The 21,718-nt window shown below is 35.2% G+C and carries 16 protein-coding genes; 10 read left to right on the plus strand and 6 right to left on the minus strand.

What is annotated here, in order from left to right; all coding sequences use genetic code 11:
* Window positions 1-8: 8 nt before the first annotated feature.
* A complete protein-coding gene (gene dnaN / locus DFQ12_RS22335) occupies window positions 9-1,130 on the minus strand; it encodes a DNA polymerase III subunit beta (protein WP_104384747.1) in 1,122 nt (373 codons plus the stop codon).
* A 209-nt stretch (window positions 1,131-1,339) separates the two neighbouring features.
* On the opposite strand from dnaN, the gene DFQ12_RS22340 reads away from it, so the two are divergent.
* The 7 genes from DFQ12_RS22340 to DFQ12_RS22370 all read left to right on the plus strand — a co-directional run bounded on the left by DFQ12_RS22340 (window position 1,340) and on the right by DFQ12_RS22370 (window position 7,147).
* The gene (locus DFQ12_RS22340) at window positions 1,340-2,482 is read left to right on the plus strand and encodes a DNA polymerase III subunit (protein WP_120261282.1); all 1,143 of its coding nucleotides are present in this window, start codon (window positions 1,340-1,342) and stop codon (window positions 2,480-2,482) included.
* A 10-nt stretch (window positions 2,483-2,492) separates the two neighbouring features.
* The gene (locus DFQ12_RS22345; protein WP_208642604.1) at window positions 2,493-3,875 is read left to right on the plus strand and encodes a PSP1 domain-containing protein; all 1,383 of its coding nucleotides are present in this window, start codon (window positions 2,493-2,495) and stop codon (window positions 3,873-3,875) included.
* Between the two features lie 55 nt (window positions 3,876-3,930).
* Complete coding sequence (locus DFQ12_RS22350; RefSeq protein WP_167457336.1) at window positions 3,931-4,395, plus strand: gliding motility lipoprotein GldH; 465 nt, start codon at window positions 3,931-3,933, stop codon at window positions 4,393-4,395.
* Window positions 4,395-5,444 (plus strand): tetraacyldisaccharide 4'-kinase, encoded by a 1,050-nt coding sequence (gene lpxK / locus DFQ12_RS22355; RefSeq protein WP_120261285.1) that lies wholly within the window; start codon window positions 4,395-4,397, stop codon window positions 5,442-5,444. Before DFQ12_RS22350 ends, lpxK begins: the two co-directional genes overlap by 1 nt.
* An 81-nt stretch (window positions 5,445-5,525) precedes the next feature.
* Complete coding sequence (locus DFQ12_RS22360; RefSeq protein ID WP_120261286.1) at window positions 5,526-5,894, plus strand: hypothetical protein; 369 nt, start codon at window positions 5,526-5,528, stop codon at window positions 5,892-5,894.
* 388 nt (window positions 5,895-6,282) lie between these two features.
* A complete protein-coding gene (locus tag DFQ12_RS22365) occupies window positions 6,283-6,669 on the plus strand; it encodes a hypothetical protein (protein WP_120261287.1) in 387 nt (128 codons plus the stop codon).
* Window positions 6,670-6,739: 70 nt separating this feature from the next.
* Complete coding sequence (locus tag DFQ12_RS22370) at window positions 6,740-7,147, plus strand: hypothetical protein (RefSeq protein WP_120261288.1); 408 nt, start codon at window positions 6,740-6,742, stop codon at window positions 7,145-7,147.
* Window positions 7,148-7,297: 150 nt separating this feature from the next.
* Here DFQ12_RS22370 and dnaA read toward each other — a convergent pair whose 3' ends face one another.
* Together dnaA and dxs are read right to left on the minus strand one after the other, a co-directional pair.
* Window positions 7,298-8,722 carry a chromosomal replication initiator protein DnaA gene (dnaA, locus tag DFQ12_RS22375; RefSeq protein WP_120261289.1) on the minus strand — a complete coding sequence of 475 codons (1,425 nt, stop codon included), beginning with the start codon at window positions 8,720-8,722 and terminating at the stop codon, window positions 7,298-7,300.
* Window positions 8,723-9,271: 549 nt separating this feature from the next.
* A complete protein-coding gene (gene dxs, locus DFQ12_RS22380; protein WP_120261290.1) occupies window positions 9,272-11,200 on the minus strand; it encodes a 1-deoxy-D-xylulose-5-phosphate synthase in 1,929 nt (642 codons plus the stop codon).
* Window positions 11,201-11,361: 161 nt separating this feature from the next.
* On the opposite strand from dxs, the gene DFQ12_RS22385 reads away from it, so the two are divergent.
* Entirely contained in the window at window positions 11,362-12,150 is a 789-nt protein-coding gene (locus DFQ12_RS22385; RefSeq protein ID WP_120261291.1) for a segregation and condensation protein A, read from the plus strand.
* A gap of 139 nt (window positions 12,151-12,289) precedes the next feature.
* On the opposite strand, the gene thiL is transcribed toward DFQ12_RS22385, so the two are convergent.
* A complete protein-coding gene (thiL, locus tag DFQ12_RS22390) occupies window positions 12,290-13,342 on the minus strand; it encodes a thiamine-phosphate kinase (protein ID WP_120261292.1) in 1,053 nt (350 codons plus the stop codon).
* Between the two features lie 158 nt (window positions 13,343-13,500).
* Window positions 13,501-14,496 carry a quinolinate synthase NadA gene (nadA, locus tag DFQ12_RS22395; RefSeq protein ID WP_120261293.1) on the minus strand — a complete coding sequence of 332 codons (996 nt, stop codon included), beginning with the start codon at window positions 14,494-14,496 and terminating at the stop codon, window positions 13,501-13,503.
* A 3,439-nt stretch (window positions 14,497-17,935) separates the two neighbouring features.
* On the opposite strand from nadA, the gene nadB reads away from it, so the two are divergent.
* Together nadB and DFQ12_RS22415 are read left to right on the plus strand one after the other, a co-directional pair.
* Complete coding sequence (nadB, locus tag DFQ12_RS22410) at window positions 17,936-19,528, plus strand: L-aspartate oxidase (RefSeq protein WP_120261296.1); 1,593 nt, start codon at window positions 17,936-17,938, stop codon at window positions 19,526-19,528.
* Between the two features lie 5 nt (window positions 19,529-19,533).
* On the plus strand, window positions 19,534-20,040 hold the full coding sequence (locus tag DFQ12_RS22415) for a gamma carbonic anhydrase family protein (RefSeq protein ID WP_120261297.1): 507 nt from the start codon (window positions 19,534-19,536) through the stop codon (window positions 20,038-20,040).
* A gap of 53 nt (window positions 20,041-20,093) precedes the next feature.
* On the opposite strand, the gene DFQ12_RS22420 is transcribed toward DFQ12_RS22415, so the two are convergent.
* Complete coding sequence (locus tag DFQ12_RS22420) at window positions 20,094-21,692, minus strand: Ig-like domain-containing protein (RefSeq protein WP_244211821.1); 1,599 nt, start codon at window positions 21,690-21,692, stop codon at window positions 20,094-20,096.
* Between the last annotated feature and the right edge of the window lie 26 nt (window positions 21,693-21,718).

Here is a 21,718-nt window from a genome sequence, read left to right on the forward strand (position 1 = left end):
TAAGAAGATTAAGCGTTATTTAACATCACTGGCATAACCAACATCAAAATATCCTCATGATCTTCAGACGTCGCAGGAATCAATAAACCGGCACGGTTTGGTGTACTCATTTCGATAACAACCTCTTCGCTTTCAAGGTTATTTAACATTTCAACCAAAAATTTAGCGTTAAATCCGATCTCCATATCATCTCCCTCAAATTGACAAGACAAACGCTCGTGTGCTTCGTTGGAGAAATCCAAATCTTCAGCAGAGATATTCAATTCGCTACCTGATATCTTCAATCGTACTTGATGTGTTGTCTTATTTGCGAAAATAACAACTCTTCTCAAAGTGTTTAAGAAAAGTAATCTATCAACCGTCAGCTTATTTGGATTGACCTGAGGAATTACCGCAGCATAGTCAGGGTAACGCTCATCGATCAAACGACAGATCAGATTGATATTACCAAAACTAAAAAATGCATTAGTCTGATTATATTCGATAGATACTTTTGTATCATCCGATGGTAATGACGATTTTAATAAAGAAAGTGCTTTCTTAGGTAGAATAAGTGAAGCAGGTTTTTCAGCACTGATATCCGATCTCGTGTAACGTACCAATTTATGTGCATCTGTAGAAACAAAAGTCACATTTTTCTCAGCCAATTGCACTAAAACCCCAGACATCGCTGGTCTCAATTCATCGTTACTTACCGCAAAGATAGTCTTACTGATAGCTTCCGAAAGAACCGGAGCTGGCATTTCTATAATAGATCCGTTATCAATAGAAGGAATTTTAGGAAAATCATCTGCATTTTCTCCGCTCAATTTATATTTACCATCACCTGCACTGATTTCAATAGCCAATGTATTCATGTCTACTGAAAAAGCAACGGGCTGATCTGGGAGAGTTTTTAGTGTTTCTATCAAAATCTTAGAAGGCATAGCTACTCTTCCTTCTTCTTTTGCTTCAATCTGCAAAGAAGTAACCATACTCGTCTGCAAATCCGTAGCAGAAATAGTCAAGTTATTGTCTTTTATTTCAAAAAGAAAGTTTTCCAATATTGGTAAAACAGTACTTGTACTAGATGCTCCATTGATAGCTTGTAACTGCTTTAATAAAATTGATGTTGATACAATGAATCTCATTTCCTAATTACTAATTATTATGTGCAATAATACACAAATTAATCAATATTTTTGAGATTTGTAAATGCCTTTCTTTCCACATACGAAGATTTATTGCACTTAAATAAGCGATTGTATTTCAATTAATAAGCACGCTTTCAAAAGTATAGAAAGCAAATTCACCCTGATAAATCACAATATTTATTACATTTGTATAATAGCAATAGTGTATGCAGTTTAAAGATATCATTGGGCATAAAGACATCAAAGAACATCTTGTTCGTACGGTTCATGAAAACCGTGTGAGCCATGCGCAATTATTTCTAGGCCCAGAGGGCTCCGGAAGCCTTGCTCTAGCCTATGCATATGCTCAGTTTTTAAACTGTGAAAACAAACAAGCTACGGATAGTTGTGGCGAATGTGCCTCTTGCCGAAAATATGGCAAGCTGATTCATCCAGATTTGCACATGTCTTATCCTTTTATTGCCAAACACAAAGAAGATACAGCCACAGACTATGCTGAAAACTGGCGAAAGTCTTTTTTAACCAATCCCTATATGGGTTTGGAATACTGGCGAAATCAGTTGGATGCAGATAATAAACAGGTCAATATTAATATTGCGGAAGCACATGGTATCATCAAGAAATTGAGTCTTAAAGCTTTTGAGGCTGAGTATAAAGTTTTGATCATGTGGTTGCCCGAATACTTGGATACCCAAGGCAACGCATTATTAAAATTGATTGAAGAACCACCTGAAAAAACGTTATTTATTTTGGTTGCAGAGAATCAAGATAAAATTTTAAATACCATTATTTCTCGGACACAGCTGGTCAAAATTAAGAAACTAGATCATACCGAAGTCTCACAGTATTTGAAGACTGCGCAACATCTTTCTGATCAGGAAGCATCTGAAATAGCTTTTATAGCTGATGGAAACTTACAGGAAGCGCTTAATCAACTCAATACACAGACCAATAATCATTTTGGTATTCTGGTAAACTGGCTACGATTTATCGTATCGGACGCAGGAACAAACATGATTTCTTTAGTTGAAGAGGACTTGTCCAAAATGGGTCGCGAAAATCAAAAGACCTTTCTTTTTTACGCGATCAATATGATGCGGCAGATTATTTTGATTAAGGAAGGTCTCGCCAGTCTCGTATTTTTACCTGCCAAAGAATTGGATTTTGTCCAAAAATTTGCAGTACATTATAGCATAGAACAAATTGAAGAAACAATAAATCTATTTGAGGAAACGCATTATTTTGTAGAAAGAAATGCAAACCCTAAAATATTATTTTTAGATTTATCTTTGCAATTAACATTAATATACAAATACAAAACGTTTCCGAAAGGAACTCAATATATATAAATAGAAAACTATGGGATGTGGCAGTTGCTCATCCGGCGGAGGTTGCGGTACTACCACAGCAAGTGGTACACCGGCAGGATGTCAAAATAATGGCTCTTGCATGACTAGCGGATGTAATAAATTAGATGTATATGACTGGCTTTCCGATATGGATATGCCATCAAACTATAAACCATTCAATATCGTAGAAGTACGATTCAAAGGATCTCGAAAGGATTTCTTTATTAATGTAGACAACCTTTACCTTGAAATGGGAGAAATGGTCGTTGTAGAGCCCTCAACAGGGGGATATGACGTTGGCCACGTTTCCTTGACGGGTGAGCTAGTTCGATTACAATTAAAAAAGAACAATGTTACCCCTGAATTGGTAACAAAAAAGATCTATCGGAAGCCAAATGAAGTGGATGTAGAGAAGTATAATGCAGCGAAAGATCTTGAATGGGAAACCATGCATAAAGCACGTAAACTTGCTTTGGATCTAGGCTTATTAATGAAAATTTCGGATGTAGACTATCAGGGAGATAAAACGAAAGCAACGTTTTATTATACGGCAGAAGGTCGTGTGGATTTTCGTGAATTGATCAAGAAAATGGCTGAAGCATTCCGTATACGGATTGAAATGCGCCAGATCGGTATGCGTCAGGAAGCGAGCCGTCTTGGCGGTATTGGATCATGTGGACGCGAACTGTGTTGTTCTACTTGGTTAACGGATTTTAAAACCGTATCCACCTCTGCTGCCCGCTATCAAAATTTATCATTGAATACCTTAAAGCTAGCTGGACAATGTGGTAAGTTAAAATGCTGTCTCAATTATGAATTGGATAGTTATATGGACGCATTGAAAGACATTCCTAACAATATTGACCGTATTGAAACACTAAAAGGTGTGGCTTATCTCCAAAAAACCGATATCTTCAAAAAAATGATGTGGTTTTCTTTCCCAGGAGCAGAAAACTGGATTGCAATGCCAGTTCAACAAGTCAAAGAACTTGTCGAAATGAATAAGCAGGGTATTAAACCAGAAGCCATATCAAGTGCAATAGAAACCGAAGATATCCGAGAGGAAAAAATTATCAACTACGATTATGAAAATGTAGTCGGTCAAGATAGTTTAACACGTTTGGATGACCGCAACAAAAGAAAGAAAAAACGGAAAACTAAAAGCAATAATGCTAAACCGGAAAACAAAAGCGGTCAGAAAAATGATAAGGCTGAACAAAATCCACCAAAACAGGTAGTGGCCAAACAGCAAAGCAATCCGGATAGTACAAATCCTGCAACAGCGAGCAAAGAAAATAAAGAGGGTCAAAATAATAAACCTAAAAAACGCTTTAATCGTCATAGAAATAAAAACAAAGGCAACAATAACAATCCTGCCTCAAAAACAGAATAAAACGAATATGCCTAATTTTAAAATGTTAGGCATATTCTATTTATATAGATTTAAAATGAAACTAAAGGCTTTTCTTTTTGGAATTTTATGTATTGGTTTATGGACATCCTGTGACCAAACTGCTATTATCAATGAAAATAAACCTATCGAAAATAAGACGTGGCTATATACCTCACATCCTAGTTTTCAATTCCACATTAGCGACAAGACAAAAAAATACAATGTACTTATAGATGTACGCCATACACCCGAATATGCCTTTTCTAATCTCTTTGTTTTGATTTACCAGCAGGGTCCCGATAAAAAAACAAATACCTTCCGTAAGGAAATTAAATTGGCAAAATCAGATGGAAAGTGGATTGGAAAATCATCAGGCAGTCTTTACAATCAGCAATCTATCATTCATCAAGATTACGTATTTCCAGATACAGGATTATATACGATATCCATTGAACAGAATATGCGAGATAATCCTTTGCAGGAAATTACAGATATTGGATTGACAGTAATACCAAAATAATGTGGACTTTCCTACGATATCTCCTTCTTCCCTTTTCCATTATTTTTGGATTAATCGTATGGTTAAGAAATCGCCTATATGATTCCCATCTGCTACCAGTTCGATCTTTCCAGATTCCGACCATCGTAATTGGTAATTTAGCAGTTGGTGGTACCGGTAAGAGTCCCATGACCGAATTTGTTGTCTCCTATCTTAGTAGTAACTACAAGGTAGCTATCCTCAGCAGAGGTTATGGTCGAAAAACAAAAGGATTCCGGACTGTGCAAACAGATTCTTTAGCAACAGAAGTAGGCGATGAGCCATTGCAATTCAAAAACAAGCTTCCAAATATCACAGTAGCGGTATGTGAAGATCGTTGTACTGGAATAGAAAATCTTGAGACAGATCATCAGCTTATTATATTGGATGATGCCTATCAACATCGAAAATTATCTCCTTTATTTAATATTCTTTTATTTGATTTCCGATCCTTTTCGCAACCTATGTTTGTATTTCCTGCTGGAAATTTCAGAGACCTACTCACTGAATCTAAACGAGCGCAAATCATAGTCATTACAAAATGTCCGCCTAATATTTCCAGTGAGGAAAAGATACGTATAGAAGAAAAGCTCCGTCGTTATAACAGCGAAGCCTTGATCGCATTTAGCCATATAGACTATTTTGAACCTGTTAATAGCGATGGGAGATCGATTGATATCGAAGATAAGGATATCATATTAGTGACTGGTATAGCCAGACCACAGCCATTACTAGATCATGTCAAGAAAAAAGCAAACGCTGTCAATCATATCTCTTTTGGAGATCACCATGCATTTAACGACTCCGATATTGACCTAATCATAAAAGCATTCCAATCTCTAAATAGCAGCAATAAAATAATATTAACCACTGAAAAGGATTATCAGCGGCTAAAACCATATAAAGATCGTTTCGATACTATAGAACTCGTCTATTTACCGATAGGACTTAAATTTAATGATCCAGAACAAAGAGATCAATTTTGTAATATTATAAGTGATACAGTCGCATTAAGTGTTAATCAACCTTAAATTTTGTTAAGGGCTAATATTTTAGTAAACTTTTTCGTCAAATTTATATTCAAAAGGAAAGTAAACTTAAAATATAAAGCGATGAAAAAGAAAACTTTAATGGTAATAGGTGGCCTGCTTTTGGCAACAACAGTAGCTTTTGCACAACAGCGCCAACAACGTAGTCCCGAAGAACAGGCAAAGATGCGTGTGGAACATCTAGACAAACTACTTACACTTAATCAAGTGCAAAAAGATTCCATTTATAATCTTACATTAAGTCAAGCCCAACAACGAGCGGCAATAAAAAGTGATGGCGGAGACCGCAAAGCCAATATGGAAAAGTATAAACAGCTCCAAGAAGCTCAGGCAACTAAAATAAAATCATGGCTCACTCCGGATCAAGTAAAACTATTCGATGAACAGCAAGAAAAAATGAAGGATAGAATGAAAAAACGTTCTGAAAACTAATTTTCATAAAAAAGGTCGATTATTTATCGACCTTTTTTATGAATTAACTTATGGCTAGCCAAAATAGTAGAGCGTGTATCTTTCTATAGCATATTAGACCTATAAAGCCATATAATACCATTATTAGGTCATTTAAGGCCATTTATCCTTCCAAGCAAACATATTCTTTCTTCTATACCAAAAGCGATTCTCCGCGCTTTATTTAAAACAAAACAATCGTTATCTATTATATCTTGCCCCTAAAACACATATACAGCTGACAACAAACAAGATACATAAATATGTAGCGTTAAAACTTTGTTAAAGTAACATACTTGATACAATATAGCTCAATTTTAATAGTTTTTATATTAAGACATTGTAGTTATAACTTTTAAATACAATAGATATGAAAAAGCTAATTTTAACAGGTATAGGATTGTGTTTGGCACTTGGCCTAACATTCGCCCAACAGGCTACACCTGAGGAAACCGCTGCAAAAGCTACTACCGAACTGGTACAAAAGCTGAATCTCAATGATGAACAGAAAACTGCTGTATCCTCCATTCTATTGGATCAGGCAAAAGCAGAAGAAACGATTCTAAAAGACAGCTCTTCCACTGCTGCTGCGAAAGGCGAAACCCTCAATAAACTTCAAACAGAAGTAGACAGCAAAGTGAGTCAATTACTTACAGAAGATCAAAAAACTATCTATCAGAAGGTAATTGCTGAACGCCCAGCAAAAGCTGTCCCTACGCGTACAGAACCTACTAAAACAGATTCCAGTGCTAATTAATAGCTTATTGGAATAATTAAAAACAGACGTTAATAAATTCATTGAATAATTTCATTTAAAATTAAACATCATGAAAAAGTTATTTTTAACCGGTATAGGTTTTTTCCTAGCGATGAGCCTAATATTTGCACAGCAAACCACCCCAGAAGAAAATGCAACTAAGGTTGTAACTGAATTGGTAACAAAGCTTACACTGAATGATGAACAAAAAACTGCTGTATCACCAATTGTATTGGATCAAGAAAAAGCGATAGCAGCTGTTATCCAAGATACCACAACAACAGCTGATGTAAAAAAAGAGAGTATTACGAAGCTTCAAGGTGAATCAGATAGCAAGATTGCTCTACTATTGACCGATGAGCAGAAAGTGGCCTTTAAAAAATACATTGAGGAGCGACCTGCAGTAAGCATACCTGCCACTCCGGCACCAACAGAACAAAAGGAAAATAACAACGAAAACAGCAATCAACAACAATAATCATTCTATTAAATTAAGAAGAATGTATTAAACCTCTGGATATGCTTAGGCATATTCAGAGGTTTTTTTTATTCCTTCACCACATATGAGTACAAAAAAAGGCTGTCTATCTAGACAGCCTTTTTTACTTTAACTCGATATCAAGCTACATTAAGATTTCAATTTCTTCATAATGTCGCTGACATAAGTTTTAAATTTCTTGTCAGTTTCAATTAAATCCTCAACGGTTTGACATGCATAGATGACAGTTGAATGATCTCTTCCTCCGAAGAATGCACCAATCGATTTGAGCGAAGATTTTGTGTGGCTTTTTGCTAAATACATCGAAATTTGCCTGGCCTGCACGATTTCACGCTTTCTGACCTTTGACTTTACCATATCCACAGGAACCTCAAAGTATTCGCAAACTAATTTTTGAATAAAATCCATTGAAATTTCCTTATGTGTATTCTTCACAAAATTCTTCAACATCGATTTCGCCAACCCCAAATCAATTTCCTTTTTGTTCAATGTAGATTGAGCCAATAAAGAAACCATTGCTCCCTCTAATTCACGAACACTGTTATCGATTTGAGTTGCTACATATTCCACGACATTTTCAGGTAATTCAATGCCGTCAGAATACATCTTCTTCTTTAAAATCGCCATTCTTGTTTCAAGATCCGGAATTTGAATATCTGCAGATAATCCCCACTTGAAACGACTAAGCAAACGTTCTTCTAAACCAGCTAGATCTTTAGGTGCTTTGTCAGAAGTCAGAATGATTTGTTTTCCAGATTGATGCAAATGATTGAATATATGGAAGAAAATATCCTGTGTTTTCTCTTTACCAGCAAAATTGTGCACATCATCCATGATGATTACGTCCATTGCCTGATAGAAATTAACGAAGTCATTGATTGTGTTATTTTTCAATGAATCCACAAACTGCTGACAGAATTTTTCACAGGACACATAAATGACCAACTTATCGGGAAGATTTCTTTTGATTTCATTACCGATAGCTTGGGAAAGGTGTGTCTTTCCCAAACCTACATCACCATAGATCATTAAAGGGTTGAATGAAGTACCTCCTGGTTTGTTTGCTACAGCGTAGCCTGCAGAACGAGCAAGACGGTTACATTCGCCTTCAATAAAATTCTCAAATGTGTAGTTTTGATTCAATTGCGGGTCAACCTGCAATTTCTTTAATCCAGGAATAACAAATGGATTTTTGATATCTCTATTCAAAGATACCGGCACAGGAATAGATTGTCTCTTACCCTCTGCCCCATTGCCATTCGATGGAAGATTAGTCGTATAGGGATGAGAAGCCGATGACTTCTCAACTACAATATTGTATTCCAATCTACCTTGTTCTCCTAGAAACTTCTTTACGGTCTTGCGAAGAATACCAACATAGTGTTCTTCCAACCACTCATAAAAAAATAAGCTAGGTACTTGAATAGTCAAAACGTCACCCTCCAAACGGACTGCTTTCACAGGTTCAAACCAGGTCTTGAAACTTTGTGCTGGGATATTATCTTTGATAATCGAAAGACAATTATTCCAGACACTTGAATACGTTTTTTCCATTCTAAAATTGTTAATAAGTTGATTTACAATACGCGACAAAAAATATGTTGATAACTTTCTCTGAGAACGAAGATGACAAAAAAAAATCAGCTAAAAAACTAAAATATAAAATAATTAATAAAACCTTATATATCAGTAAATTACCTTGTAAAATTGTGGAAAACTCGCGCTAAAATTGATCTCTAAAAATAATTATTAACATTCCAAATTTATTTCAAAAAAAAGAACAAAAAAAGTAGTAAACATACTACAGCTCAGTCTTAAAGGTATAGAACTAAATTAACCAAAATAAAAGCGAAATACAACCTTTAGTTCATATATTTTTAATATTAAATTTATAAGAATTTAAACTCTACTTAACAACATTACTCAACATCTTTCTACTCTATTCTGAAGCCCTTGTGAAATAAAAAAGTATAATAATTACAAGTCATTGAACAATCGTTTTTGTAACATGACAGAAAGGAAGACTCCAAAAAAACTTTCTCAGAAAAAAAGGAAATCCCCTTAGAGGATTTCCTTTTTATGGTAAATTATAAGTGGCTGGATCTATCCAACCATTGTATGTGTAAATTTTCCATCACACATCTTCTTTCCCTCTTCGACAATTGCAGCAGCATCGTAATGAGAATTTCGCCATTGGGCATTCTGTTCAGCATGGTCTACAATTCGGTCAGGAATACCTAATCGTACAATCTGACTATTGTAACCATGGTCAGCCATAAATTCTAATACAGCGGAACCTATGCCTCCCTGCAGACAACCATCTTCAACGGTGATTATCTTCTTGAATTTTTTAAAGACTTGATGCAATAAGGCTTCATCCAAAGGCTTAGCAAATCGCAGATCATAATGCGCAGGGTGTATTCCCAATTCATTCAATTGCTGTACGGCTTTGACGGCTTCATTTCCAATAGCACCGAAGCTTAAGATAGCGAGTTCCTCCCCTTCAGTAATCACTCGTCCTTTCCCTATTTCTATTTCCGTAAATGGACGGCGCCAATCTGGCATCACCCCATTTCCTCTCGGATAGCGAATGACGAAAGGTCCTTTATTAGGTAACTGTGCAGTATACATTAAGTTTCTAAGCTCCTCTTCATTCATTGGAGCAGAAACAGTCATATTCGGGACACAACGCATAAAAGCAATATCATAGGCTCCATGATGTGTTGCACCATCAGCTCCCACTACGCCAGCACGATCTAAGCAAAACACAACATTCAAATTTTGTAGGGCGACGTCATGGACAACCTGATCATAGGCACGTTGCATAAACGATGAATAAATATTACAAAAGGGTAATAAGCCCTGCGTCGCTAAGCCAGCACTAAATGTAACAGCATGTTGTTCGGCAATACCAACATCAAATGCTCTGTCAGGCATTGCTTTCATCATGATATTCATTGAGGAGCCAGAAGGCATTGCTGGCGTTATACCAACAATTTTTTCATTTGCTTCAGCAAGTTCTACCATAGTATGTCCAAAAACATCCTGGTATTTTGGTGCTACAGGTTTTTCACTTGAAGATTTCTTTATCTCCCCAGTAATTTTATCAAATAGGCCTGGCGCATGCCACTTCGTCTGATCCTTTTCAGCAAGCGCAAATCCCTTTCCTTTCATTGTTACAACATGTAGCAATTTGGGACCGGGTATATGTTTAAGATCTTCAAGCGTCTTGGCCAACTTCTTTACATCATGTCCATCAACTGGACCAAAATATCTAAAGTTCAATGACTCAAAAAGATTAGCATTCTTCAATAAAGTACCTTTGATGCTTTTCTCCAGTTTTTTTACAATGCCGAGAGCATTTGGCCCCACTTCCGAGATTTTAGTCAACACAGCAGCTATATCATCCCGAAATCTATTATATCGTTTTGATGTAGTAATACTTGTTAAATATTCTTTTAGTGCGCCAACATTGGGATCTATGGACATACAATTGTCATTCAAAATCACCAATAGGTTAGATTTAGAAATACCGGCATGGTTCAAAGCTTCAAATGACATACCGCCAGTTAAAGCTCCGTCTCCAATAACCGCAATATGTTGACGATCTTTTTCTCCTTTTATTTGGGAAGCTACAGCCATACCTAAAGCCGCTGAAATTGATGTAGAAGAATGCCCTACCCCAAAAGCGTCATATTCGGACTCAAAACGGTTGGGAAAACCCGAAATTCCGTTTTCTATGCGATTCGTATGAAATATCTCACGACGTCCAGTCAAAATTTTATGACCATAAGCCTGATGACCTACATCCCAGATCAATTGATCATAAGGTGTATTCATTACATAGTGTAATGCCACGGTTAACTCAACGACTCCCAAACTTGCTGCAAAGTGACCACCATTCACCGAAACTTGATCAATAATAAATTGACGTAATTCCTGGCTTAGTTGTTCTAATTGGTCTTCCTTTAGCTTTTTAAGATCAGAGGGATCGTTTATTTTACTTAATAGTTCTCCAGCCTCAAATTGCATAGTACTGCTATTTTACATTAAATGTTTACACAAAGTAACGACAATTTTATTTAATCTTTAAAATAAATCGCATTTCCATATTGAGCTACAACAAATAAAAGCACCAATAGTTTCTATATGAACAATTCCAAAAGATTTTATTATGTAAATTTGTATTAGATATGCAAGTAGAAGAAGGTTACGAAATCAAGCTTCCCCAATTTGAGGGACCTTTTGATTTATTACTATTTTTTATCGAGCGGGATGAATTGAACATTCATGATATCCCTATTTCGAAAATTACCGATGATTTTTTGTCTTACGTGAGTCAAATGCAGGCACTCAATATGGAGATGGCCAGCGAATTTATTTTTGTAGCCTCTACATTGATGCGTATTAAGGCGAAGATGCTACTGCCTAGACCAGATCTGGATGAAAACGAAAACGAAATAGATCTGAGAGAAGACCTTGTTCAGAAACTTATCCTCTATAAGCAATTTAAAGAGGTATGTGAAGGCTTAAAGGTAATGGAAGAAAATCGTCTCCAGTTATTTAGTAGAGGCAACATCCAATATGATATACGACAACGACTACAATTGGATGCGACAGGTGAAAACCTAGACAGCTTTGATCTCTATGGACTAATGATGATCTATGAACAAATGATGTATCAATTTCGCAATAGACCAGCAGAAGTAACACATACTGTTGTAAAGTATCCCTATACTATCGAACAACAGAAAAAGGCGATAGCTGAGCTTATTGAAATCAATAAGAAATTGGATTTTCAGGAGATATTGAAAAACTCAGAAAACAAGATTCAGTTTGTATATAATTTTCTGGCCATTCTAGAGATGCTACAACAGCGTTTACTGCAGATAGAAGTAGGTCTTGGATACAATAATTTCAATGTTGGTGAGCGAGATCCACAACAAGAAGATTTAGTGTTTGAAGAAGAATTAGAGCAATAAAAAAAGGCTGCCAAATTAGTTTGGCAGCCTCTTTTTATCTTGCTTTACCGAAACATTCCACATCGAACTTTTTTAATATTTATTCGTGGAAAATTCGTTTCTTGTTTTTTAGATATCTTCTTTTTAATCCTTTTTCTTGTTAATCCTTTTTCTTGAAAGCATTCCAGCCTTGCGCTGTAATCGGATACAGATTTCCAGATTTCGAAATCATTTCACAACCTTCTGAAGCCGCTGTCATATAGCCAATGATACTGATATCAGGCAAATTCTTAATCTTATCGTGATCTGACTGTGCTATTGTAAACAGCAATTCATAGTCCTCTCCACCATTAAGAGCGGCAACGGTTGGGTCAATACCAAATTCACGTCCAGTATCATAAGTCATCTGATCCAATGGAATTTTTTCCTCATACAGTCTACAACCTTTATCAGATTGGCGACAAATATGAAGTACTTCGGAAGCCAAACCATCTGAAATATCCATCATTGACGTAGGTATAATGTCCAATTTTGCAAATAATTCAACAATATCTTTTCGTGCCTCTGGTTTTAACTGACGTTCCACGATATAGTCTTTACCTTCTAGATCAGGCTGCACATTAGGATTTTCTAAATAAATATCCTTTTCTCTCTCCAGTAGCTGTAATCCCATGTATGCTGCTCCTAAATCTCCCGATACGCACAATAGGTCACCTTCTTTTGCTCCGTTACGATAAACGATCTTTTCAGCATCGGCATAGCCTATACTTGTTACTGATATAACGAGGCCTTGCGCTGAAGCCGAGGTATCCCCGCCCACGAGATCAACATTATACTTTTTACAGGCAATCAAAGCTCCCTGATAGATCTCTTCCACCGCCTCCAATGGAAATTTGGAAGATAAACCAATAGAAAATGTAATCTGAGAAGCAATTCCATTCATGGCATAGATATCACTCAAATTTACCTGTACAGCTTTATAGCCCAAGTGTTTTAATGGAACATATCGCAGATCAAAATGAATTCCCTCGAGGAGCAAATCAGTAGAAATTAAAGTCTTCTTTCCTTCAAAATCCAATACTGCTGCATCATCACCAATTCCTTTAATGGTCGATTTCTCGGTCAACTCTACTGCTTTACTTATATAGTCAATTAAACCAAACTCCCCCATTTCTTCCAAATTGGTACGTTCAGTATTATCAAAATCAAACATGTTAAAAAATTTAAAATTTCAAAATATCATGTAATGCTTCATCAGGATATTCCCTCGATCCTCATCAAGATAACTTGATGAATAGCATTATAAAATAATAATCGATATGAAAACCAATTTGTTTTCATATCGATTATTATCAAAAACTATGCAAATTACTACAGTCCCAAACTTGCCGATATCTCTAACATCCGTTCAATAGGCCGTTGTGCGCGAAGTATGACATCTTCAGGAAGTAAAATTTCAGGCGATTCATATTTCAAACAATTATAAAGCTTCTCAAGCGTATTAAGCTTCATGTGAGGGCAATCATTACATGCACAGGCATTGTTCGGTGGAGCAGGAATAAAAGTCTTCTCAGGGCTTGCTTTCTGCATCTGATAAAGAATTCCAGATTCCGTGGCAACAATATAAGACTGGGCACTATCTGTCTGTGTAAACTTAAGCATTCCGGCTGTGGAACCAACATAATCTGCTTTAGCTAAAATATGGTCTTCACATTCCGGATGTGCAATAAATTTAGCCTCAGGGTATTCGCTTTTCAAACGATCTATTTTATCCTGAGAAAAAATTTCATGTACCATACACGCTCCATTCCACAACACTAGATCACGTCCAGTTTTTTTCTTTACATAGGCCCCAAGGTTACGATCTGGCCCAAATATGATTTTTTGGTCTATCGGAAGACTCTCGACGATTTGTACAGCATTGCTTGAGGTACATACGATATCTGAAAGCGCTTTTAATTCAGCTGTACAATTTACGTAAGTAATCACCAAATGATCTGGGTATTGCTCTTTAAACTTAGCAAACAAATGTGGTGGACATGAATCCGATAATGAACAACCAGCTTTAGCGTCTGGCAAAATAACTTTTTTTGTTGGTGAAAGTATCTTGGCTGTCTCGGCCATAAAATGTACTCCAGCAAACACTATCAAGTCTGCATCCGTTTTCGCCGCTTCTTGCGACAAGCCCAAACTATCCCCAATATAATCTGCTATATCTTGAATTTCAGACTCTTGATAATAGTGTGCTAAAATTACAGCATTCTTTTCTTTCTTTAATCGTTGGATTTCGGCTACTAAATCCAATGAGGGGTCAATCGGAGCATCATTATATCCTTTTGCCTGAAGCTCATAATTTACAATTTCCATGCGGGTACCTTCAACAGTTTATGAACAACAAAAATAAGCATTGTTACATATATAAAAGTCAGCAAAAAGCAAATTAATCAAATATGTTGATAGAGTAATTTAAAAATAATACAAAAACTAAAGTTAAATTATTATCGTAAAACAAAATAACTCCAGAAATATTCAATTTTAAACCCTCTTAGAGTCGTATATCCTATAAATAACCAAGCTATATATCCTATATCAAAATCTCAGCGGGTTTGTTTCAGAATCTTTCTAACACAGAAAACGAATTTCTATAAATTTCTAGCCTTATGAACGTTCTTAGGCATGATACAAAACAAGGAAAAATATAGCATAAACGGAAGCTTTATTTATTAACATTTTCTATCCGATGGAAATTTGTAGCCGTTAGAATCCGCTATTCAAAAATGAATTTATGAAGGAAAAAAATATTGATGTCTAGGGAAATTTAGGAAGAAACTTCAATAACCATCCCCCTTCTAATAACTACCATATCGAGCCGCTATAGAGGGTAAAAATATGTCGATTTCAAAGAGAATAGCATCCGCAAATATAAAGTCGTTTAGAATTGATTATTCCCGTGCAGGAAGTCAGCCGCGATTTTTAAAAAAATCTAAAAGACTTTATTTTTAAATCGACTAGTTTTTGAAAAAATAAAAATCTAAAAAAATTGATAAAGGTTTGTCTATACAGAATCCACCCTCAAATAAGGCCGCTGAGATTTGAATATTCGCGTACTAACAGTAAACGCTGAAGTTTTACGAAAACCTGAAAGACTTTATTTTTTAAATAGAGCCATTTTTTAATGTGCGAATCGAAAGGAGTAAAACAAGCGTAAACTAAACGCTATCCATTTTCAAATAAGGTCGCTGAGAATTGATTATTCACATACTGGCAGCTAACGGTGAAGTTTTAAGAAAACCTGAAAGACTTTATTTTTAAATAGAGCTATTTTTTAGATGTGCAAATCGAAAGGAGTAAAACAAGCGTAGACAAGCGCTATCCATTTTCAAATAAAGTCGCTGAGAATTGAATATCTGTCTCTATTATCAACATAATGTGCTGCAGCAAAATCTCAAAGACTTTAAATTCTTGGGTAAAGTGTTTTATGCAGCATAATTTCGAAAATAAAAATTTGTATTATAAATAGGTTTAGACAGTCAGAAGTAGTTGATTAAATAACCCAGATCGATTTTGAAAATAAATCGATTCCGAAAGACAAATATTGGCTATTCGGAATAAAAGTCTTTTAGAATCCAATTTTTTAATAAAATAAGAAAGTAAAAAGTTATATAGAAAGCTAGGAGGGTTTGGTCTACTTGTAAGGTCGAAATTCAACTAAATGAAAGCTGTAGGAATAGAATATCCATATGAAAAATCAGTAAATCAGATTTTATTCAAGTCTAGCAGGCCTTGACTATTAAACAAGCTCCTTATGGGTGAACTATTCAATATAATAAATAGAAAATAGGCTGATATCGGAATCTAGAACGCCCAATAAAATCCATTAGTCGAATAGAAATGAATTGAGTGTTTAGAGAATAATGTATTTCTACTAAAGCGTCCACTAATACGCTCAAAATAACTCAGAAATATATAGAAAAAATTGTCATTTCTATGCTTTCTATCGGTGTAAAGGAATATTATTTAAAAAATTTCTATATAATTAAATATAAACCATATATAAAATTATATTACAATAACAATATCAATATAATTTAAACAAGTATAAAATTTTATTATAATTAACTATTGTAGTTTGTAAAGCCTCTTATAGGATCTAAGAATTCAATAATCTATAAACATAAATCCTATCCTTCGAATAAGCCAATCTTAAAGCCTTTAGAATCCGCTATCCAGCACAAATAAACTCCTTTAGAATCGACCAAAATTTATATGTTACAAAGTATATAATTCTATTGCATTCATAGAGACCTTATTTTAAAAATAAACTCCTTGAGATTGTCATAGAAAATATACAATATCCAATAATGCCATTCATCAAAAGCTAAAGCACTTAAATTTTAAATTTCCAAAAATGGCCAGTCGATACTGGGTCGCAAATATAGTAAGAATGTTCATTTCTCAATAAATTTTTTTCAAATAACACAATCACATTCGATTTCAGTGTATCTACTGTGAAATTATGCTAAACTCATCAAATACACGGTTCATGCGATTCGATTAGTATATTTCAAAATGTTATTTAGAATCTAATAACAATTTCTTAAAAAAATTCAATGGAAAATATTCAATTCTAATCGCCTCTATTTTACAAAAATTTATAATAAAGCCGCTGAGAATAGCATAAATACCAATAAATACTACGAAAATTTGAATATCTCAAAGAAATCGGTAATAAACCACCATTAAATGGCGTTTTTCAAAATTTTCACTCATATAAAATTACTTTTTTGGAAATAGTCGATCTTAAAATAAATTTTCCTTGTCTTAAAGCCCCCAGGAATCCGATAAAACGTTAAAAGTATACTAACGAATCGTTTATCTGATTCTGAAAGGGTTAAAATTTCAAATTTCAAAATATAGAAATCTCCCAAAATTACGTTCGAAAATTCAATAAAAAATCCTCGTTTAAACTATTTTAAACCTAGTAAATCAAGAAAATTCTAGAAAAAAGTAAATATTAAAGCCAAAACGACCTAAATAGACAGATTTTTCCATTCAAAATGATTTTAAACGCATTAAGATTCAGATAAAATCCGAATAAAGTTATCAGAAGTGAAATAAACAAGTCTAATAGCCTCAAAAACAAAATTCCAGAATAAAAAGCATAAAAATGCCAATACAAACTCTTTTATAATCTCATAAAATGTTGTTTTTAAATTTTTAAAAAAAATATTCCATTCTAAAGAGCTCAAAAATCCCTCAAGAATTTGATTCCCGAAAATAAACCCGTTTAGATTTCGATATTTCAATAGGGGAGTTAATCACTTCCAAATATCGTAACCTAAAAAGGTTTGATTCGATGTTGACAAAACTAAACAAAGATTTTCGAACGTATTCCACAATCTTTTTTTTCAATAAATACTAATATTTTAAATTAAAGAATCTCTTATTGTTTATTAGGGTGTGGAAAAGTGGTATAAATTGATCTGAATCGATTTTGATTTTAGGTTTTTATAGAGTTTTCAACAATTTTTCAACAGAAATTTGGTATTAAAGAGCTGATTTTTAAAATTCTAATTTTTCCTGTTTTTTATTTTCCATATTTTTTTGTTGAATAGTTAATGTTTGTAAAATGTGGAAATCTGCCAATTTTTGTGCGGAAAAATAATTGGAATTCGTAGTGAAAGTAGGGGATTTGTGGAATGTTAAATACTTTTCATTTTTATTTAACCTTTTATTTACACGTTTTCCACATTTTTCGTTAATTTGAACCATCACTTTTGGGGATAGTTTGTGAATTTTAAAATATATGGCAGATAGAAAAGTAGATTTTTTGGTCATTGGATCAGGTATTGCCGGATTGAGCTTTGCATTGAAAGCTTCTAAATTTGGTAAAGTGTTGATAGTCACTAAGTCCAATGAGGATGAGTCTAATACGAAATACGCACAGGGGGGAGTGGCTGCCGTTGTGGATAAGTCGGATAGCTTCGAAAAGCATATCATTGATACTCAGATAGCTGGAGATGGATTATGTGATGTGGAAATTGTGGAAAACGTGGTACGGGAGGCTCCAGATCGGATTGCCGAGCTTATTTCTTATGGAACCTCATTTGACAAAGAGGAATCCGGGGTTTATGATCTAGCTAAAGAAGGGGGGCACTCGGCTCATCGTATTCTCCATTATAAAGATATAACAGGTTATGAAATAGAAAGAGCGTTGTTGGTGCAAGCACACAACGATCCTAATATTGAAATGGTTACTCATTATTTTGCTATCGATCTGATTACCCAGCATCATATGGGGGAGTATGTTGATAAGAATAGGGAAGATATTACCTGTTATGGTATTTATGCATTTGATACCTCATCGCATCTCGTAGACAAGATTTTGAGCAAGGTGACTGTCATGGCATCTGGTGGTGCGGGACATGTGTACTCGAGTACAACTAATCCGACTATTGCTACTGGTGATGGTATAGCGATGGTTTACCGAGCGAAAGGAAAGGTGCGTAATATGGAATTTATGCAATTTCACCCGACCTCATTATATAATCCGAAGGATTCACCCGCTTTTTTGGTTTCGGAAGCCGTTCGTGGTTTCGGAGGGATTCTTAGAAGGATAAATGGTGAGTCTTTTATGGAGGAATATGACGAAAGAGCATCTTTGGCTCCAAGAGATATTGTTGCGCGCGCTATAGATGCCGAAATGAAGAGGTCAGGTATAGATTATGTGTATTTGGATATTACCCATAGGGATAAGAAGGATATTATTAAACACTTTCCAAATATTTATGAAAAATGTCTTTCTATAGGATTGGACATGGCTACAGACTTTATACCGGTCACTCCGGCTGCCCATTATTTGTGTGGTGGAATTTATGTAGATGATTTTGGACGAAGCAGCATACGTAATCTATATGCCTGTGGAGAGTGTTCATCGACTGGGTTGCATGGAGCAAATCGATTGGCTTCTAATTCCTTGCTTGAGGCTCTTGTATATGCTCATCGGATCTTTTTGGATGCTACAAAATCGATTGGAGCTATAAACCATGTTTCCGATGTTCCCGAATGGGATGACTCGAAGACCTCCCTTTCCAATGAGGATATTTTAGTTAGTCATAATCTACGTGAATGCCAAAAGATCATGAGTGATTATGTTGGTATTGTTCGATCAGATTTTAGACTAGAAAGAGCGCTTAAACGCCTACATTTACTATATGAGGAGACAGAGGAATTCTATCGCAATACTCGGCTTTCTGTGAAGCTTTGTGAACTGCGGAATGTGATCCAGGTTGCTTATATTGTAACCAAGTCGGCTATGCTTAGAAAAGAAAGCAGGGGCTTGCATTATACGACAGATTATCACCAGCATTCGGATATATTACAGGATACGATATTTTAGTAGATATGGCACTTATTTTACCTGTTTTAGATAAGTCTCCAATGATAGCTGAGGAGTGCTTTTTAGCCCCCAATTCGACTATTGTTGGCGATGTAGAGATTGGACACCATTGTTCGGTTTGGTTCAATGCGGTAATTCGCGGGGATGTTAATTATATTCGTATAGGTCATTATACCAATATACAAGATGGTGCTGTTATCCATTGTACCTATAAAAAATGCGGAACTACCATTGGTAATTACGTTAATATTGGCCATCAGGCCATGGTACACGGATGTGTCGTGGAAGATCATGTTCTGATCGGGATGGGCGCTATAGTAATGGATAATGCGGTGGTAGAATCCAATGTAATTATTGCTGCTGGTGCTGTTGTTTTGGAAAATACCCGTTGTGAATCGGGATATTTATATGCTGGAGTTCCTGCAAAAAAAATAAAAGCGCTGACTGATGAACAGAAAGCGCTTTTACAACAGCTACCACATAACTATGTATTATATAGCTCTTGGTTTTAGCTTAAACGTATTAGCAATAGTTTTTTTCTTGTTTTTTAAAATTAGTCTCAATTTTATTCCTTTTTGAGTCCACTTAATGAAAAGCTATCTTTTTGTTCCCAGTTTGCACGTATCGTGAAAACCTTATTTAGGTAGACAACAGGCTCAGGGAAAGTCTTCTTCTCAACATCTCCGGTATCCCATATTCCATTATTATTGTCATCGCGAATGACACGTATGGTATATTTTCCTCCTGGAAATTGTTTGTAAACTACTGATGGATTAACACTATTGATCTTATCCATTCTATATATCCTATCTTTTTTCTCATTGATCAGTTCGACCAAGTAGGTTGTATTGCTATCCAGATCCGTAAAGTCAAATATTAGATCCCCATAGTTTTCACTATCATCGTAAGTCAGATCGAATTTCTTCTCTTTATTTTGTTCCCCAAAATATCCTGTTATGGCACCTTCTGTAAATTCTATCTGATATTTTTTCTCTTTTCTCCAATTGTAACGGATATGGTAAATATTGGAGTCATTTGTATCCACTGCCAATTGATAATTTGTTCTTATAAGAGAATCTTCTTTGAACTTTAACTTCGCTTTATCTATATTTTTTATCGGAGTAAAAGCTGATACCTGAAGGTGATTGATTCTATCCACTTTACCATTATTTGGTGTAAATTGTGGGTCTATAACCTGCTCTATTTTCACATTTCCTCTTCTGACAAGAATAGTATCCAAAGGTTTCTCACCTTCTGTTAGAACGAGCTTGAGTGAGTCTATTTTTAGGTTGGGAAGAAACAACGTCGCAGAATCGGAACTCTTCGAGAATCGTACTATTTTATCCTTATTATTGATTTCATCGTTCAGAATATTAAGCTTTGGTTTATCCACTCTTCTATTGAAAATGAGGAGCACACTTCCATTTTTCTCAAATTTCTTTTCTTGCGTGCGGAATTTTTTTGGAACAGCTTTGAATACTTCTAAATTGATATTGGTAAGGTCCCGTTCTAATACAATGGAATCTTTTAGAAAGCCTATTTCTTCATCGGGTGCATTATAGATCCGATCATTGTTCTTTTCCTGGAGAGCATATATACGATATGTTCCCTCACGAAGGTTATTTAGTTTGTAGTTTCCAGCAGTATCTGTTATTGTAAAGATATTGGCTTTCTTTTTTCCGAAAATAGAATCTTGGCTTGTAGGTATTAGAAGAACTTTAACCTCTTTTAATACTTCTTTTGTCATTGCACTTTTTACATTGCCCGATATACTGAGTGAGTCAATTTTGTCACCTGTTGCAAATACATAAGCGTAATTTACCAATGCATTCCCTGCATTATAATCTACTAGGCCCTTGCCGAAATAGATGCTATAAGTCGTATTTTTTTCCAATGAATCTGGTAATGTGATTTCCAGATTTTTTTTCTTGACTTTGAATTGGGGATTACTTCCCATATCCGGTGTGATGCTAAACTCTTTTTGCTGATTGGCCAGCTTGACATACTCATCAAAAGTTATGACGATTTTTTTTTCGGTAAAATTCTTCGAAAAGTTCGTAGGGCTTTCCTGCAGAATTTTTGGAGGAATAGAGTCTTTAGGTCCTCCTGTTGGCTGTTGTATACTCGCACATTGTATAGACAAGCCAATGAGCATTATAAACATGCTTAAAATAAGTAATCTCGTTTTTA

The sequence above is a fragment of the Sphingobacterium detergens genome (genome assembly GCF_003610355.1).
GTDB lineage: Bacteria > Bacteroidota > Bacteroidia > Sphingobacteriales > Sphingobacteriaceae > Sphingobacterium > Sphingobacterium detergens.

What these genes read in the sequence shown, in the direction of transcription:
- dnaN (WP_104384747.1), bottom strand. Translation starts at nt 1,130, where the DNA reads ATGAGATTCATTGTATCAACATCAATTTTATTAAAGCAGTTACAAGCT.
- DFQ12_RS22340 (WP_120261282.1), top strand. Translation starts at nt 1,340, where the DNA reads ATGCAGTTTAAAGATATCATTGGGCATAAAGACATCAAAGAACATCTT.
- DFQ12_RS22345 (WP_208642604.1), top strand. Translation starts at nt 2,493, where the DNA reads ATGGGATGTGGCAGTTGCTCATCCGGCGGAGGTTGCGGTACTACCACA.
- DFQ12_RS22350 (WP_167457336.1), top strand. Translation starts at nt 3,931, where the DNA reads ATGAAACTAAAGGCTTTTCTTTTTGGAATTTTATGTATTGGTTTATGG.
- lpxK (WP_120261285.1), top strand. Translation starts at nt 4,395, where the DNA reads ATGTGGACTTTCCTACGATATCTCCTTCTTCCCTTTTCCATTATTTTT.
- DFQ12_RS22360 (WP_120261286.1), top strand. Translation starts at nt 5,526, where the DNA reads ATGAAAAAGAAAACTTTAATGGTAATAGGTGGCCTGCTTTTGGCAACA.
- DFQ12_RS22365 (WP_120261287.1), top strand. Translation starts at nt 6,283, where the DNA reads ATGAAAAAGCTAATTTTAACAGGTATAGGATTGTGTTTGGCACTTGGC.
- DFQ12_RS22370 (WP_120261288.1), top strand. Translation starts at nt 6,740, where the DNA reads ATGAAAAAGTTATTTTTAACCGGTATAGGTTTTTTCCTAGCGATGAGC.
- dnaA (WP_120261289.1), bottom strand. Translation starts at nt 8,722, where the DNA reads ATGGAAAAAACGTATTCAAGTGTCTGGAATAATTGTCTTTCGATTATC.
- dxs (WP_120261290.1), bottom strand. Translation starts at nt 11,200, where the DNA reads ATGCAATTTGAGGCTGGAGAACTATTAAGTAAAATAAACGATCCCTCT.
- DFQ12_RS22385 (WP_120261291.1), top strand. Translation starts at nt 11,362, where the DNA reads ATGCAAGTAGAAGAAGGTTACGAAATCAAGCTTCCCCAATTTGAGGGA.
- thiL (WP_120261292.1), bottom strand. Translation starts at nt 13,342, where the DNA reads ATGTTTGATTTTGATAATACTGAACGTACCAATTTGGAAGAAATGGGG.
- nadA (WP_120261293.1), bottom strand. Translation starts at nt 14,496, where the DNA reads ATGGAAATTGTAAATTATGAGCTTCAGGCAAAAGGATATAATGATGCT.
- nadB (WP_120261296.1), top strand. Translation starts at nt 17,936, where the DNA reads ATGGCAGATAGAAAAGTAGATTTTTTGGTCATTGGATCAGGTATTGCC.
- DFQ12_RS22415 (WP_120261297.1), top strand. Translation starts at nt 19,534, where the DNA reads ATGGCACTTATTTTACCTGTTTTAGATAAGTCTCCAATGATAGCTGAG.
- DFQ12_RS22420 (WP_244211821.1), bottom strand. Translation starts at nt 21,692, where the DNA reads ATGTTTATAATGCTCATTGGCTTGTCTATACAATGTGCGAGTATACAA.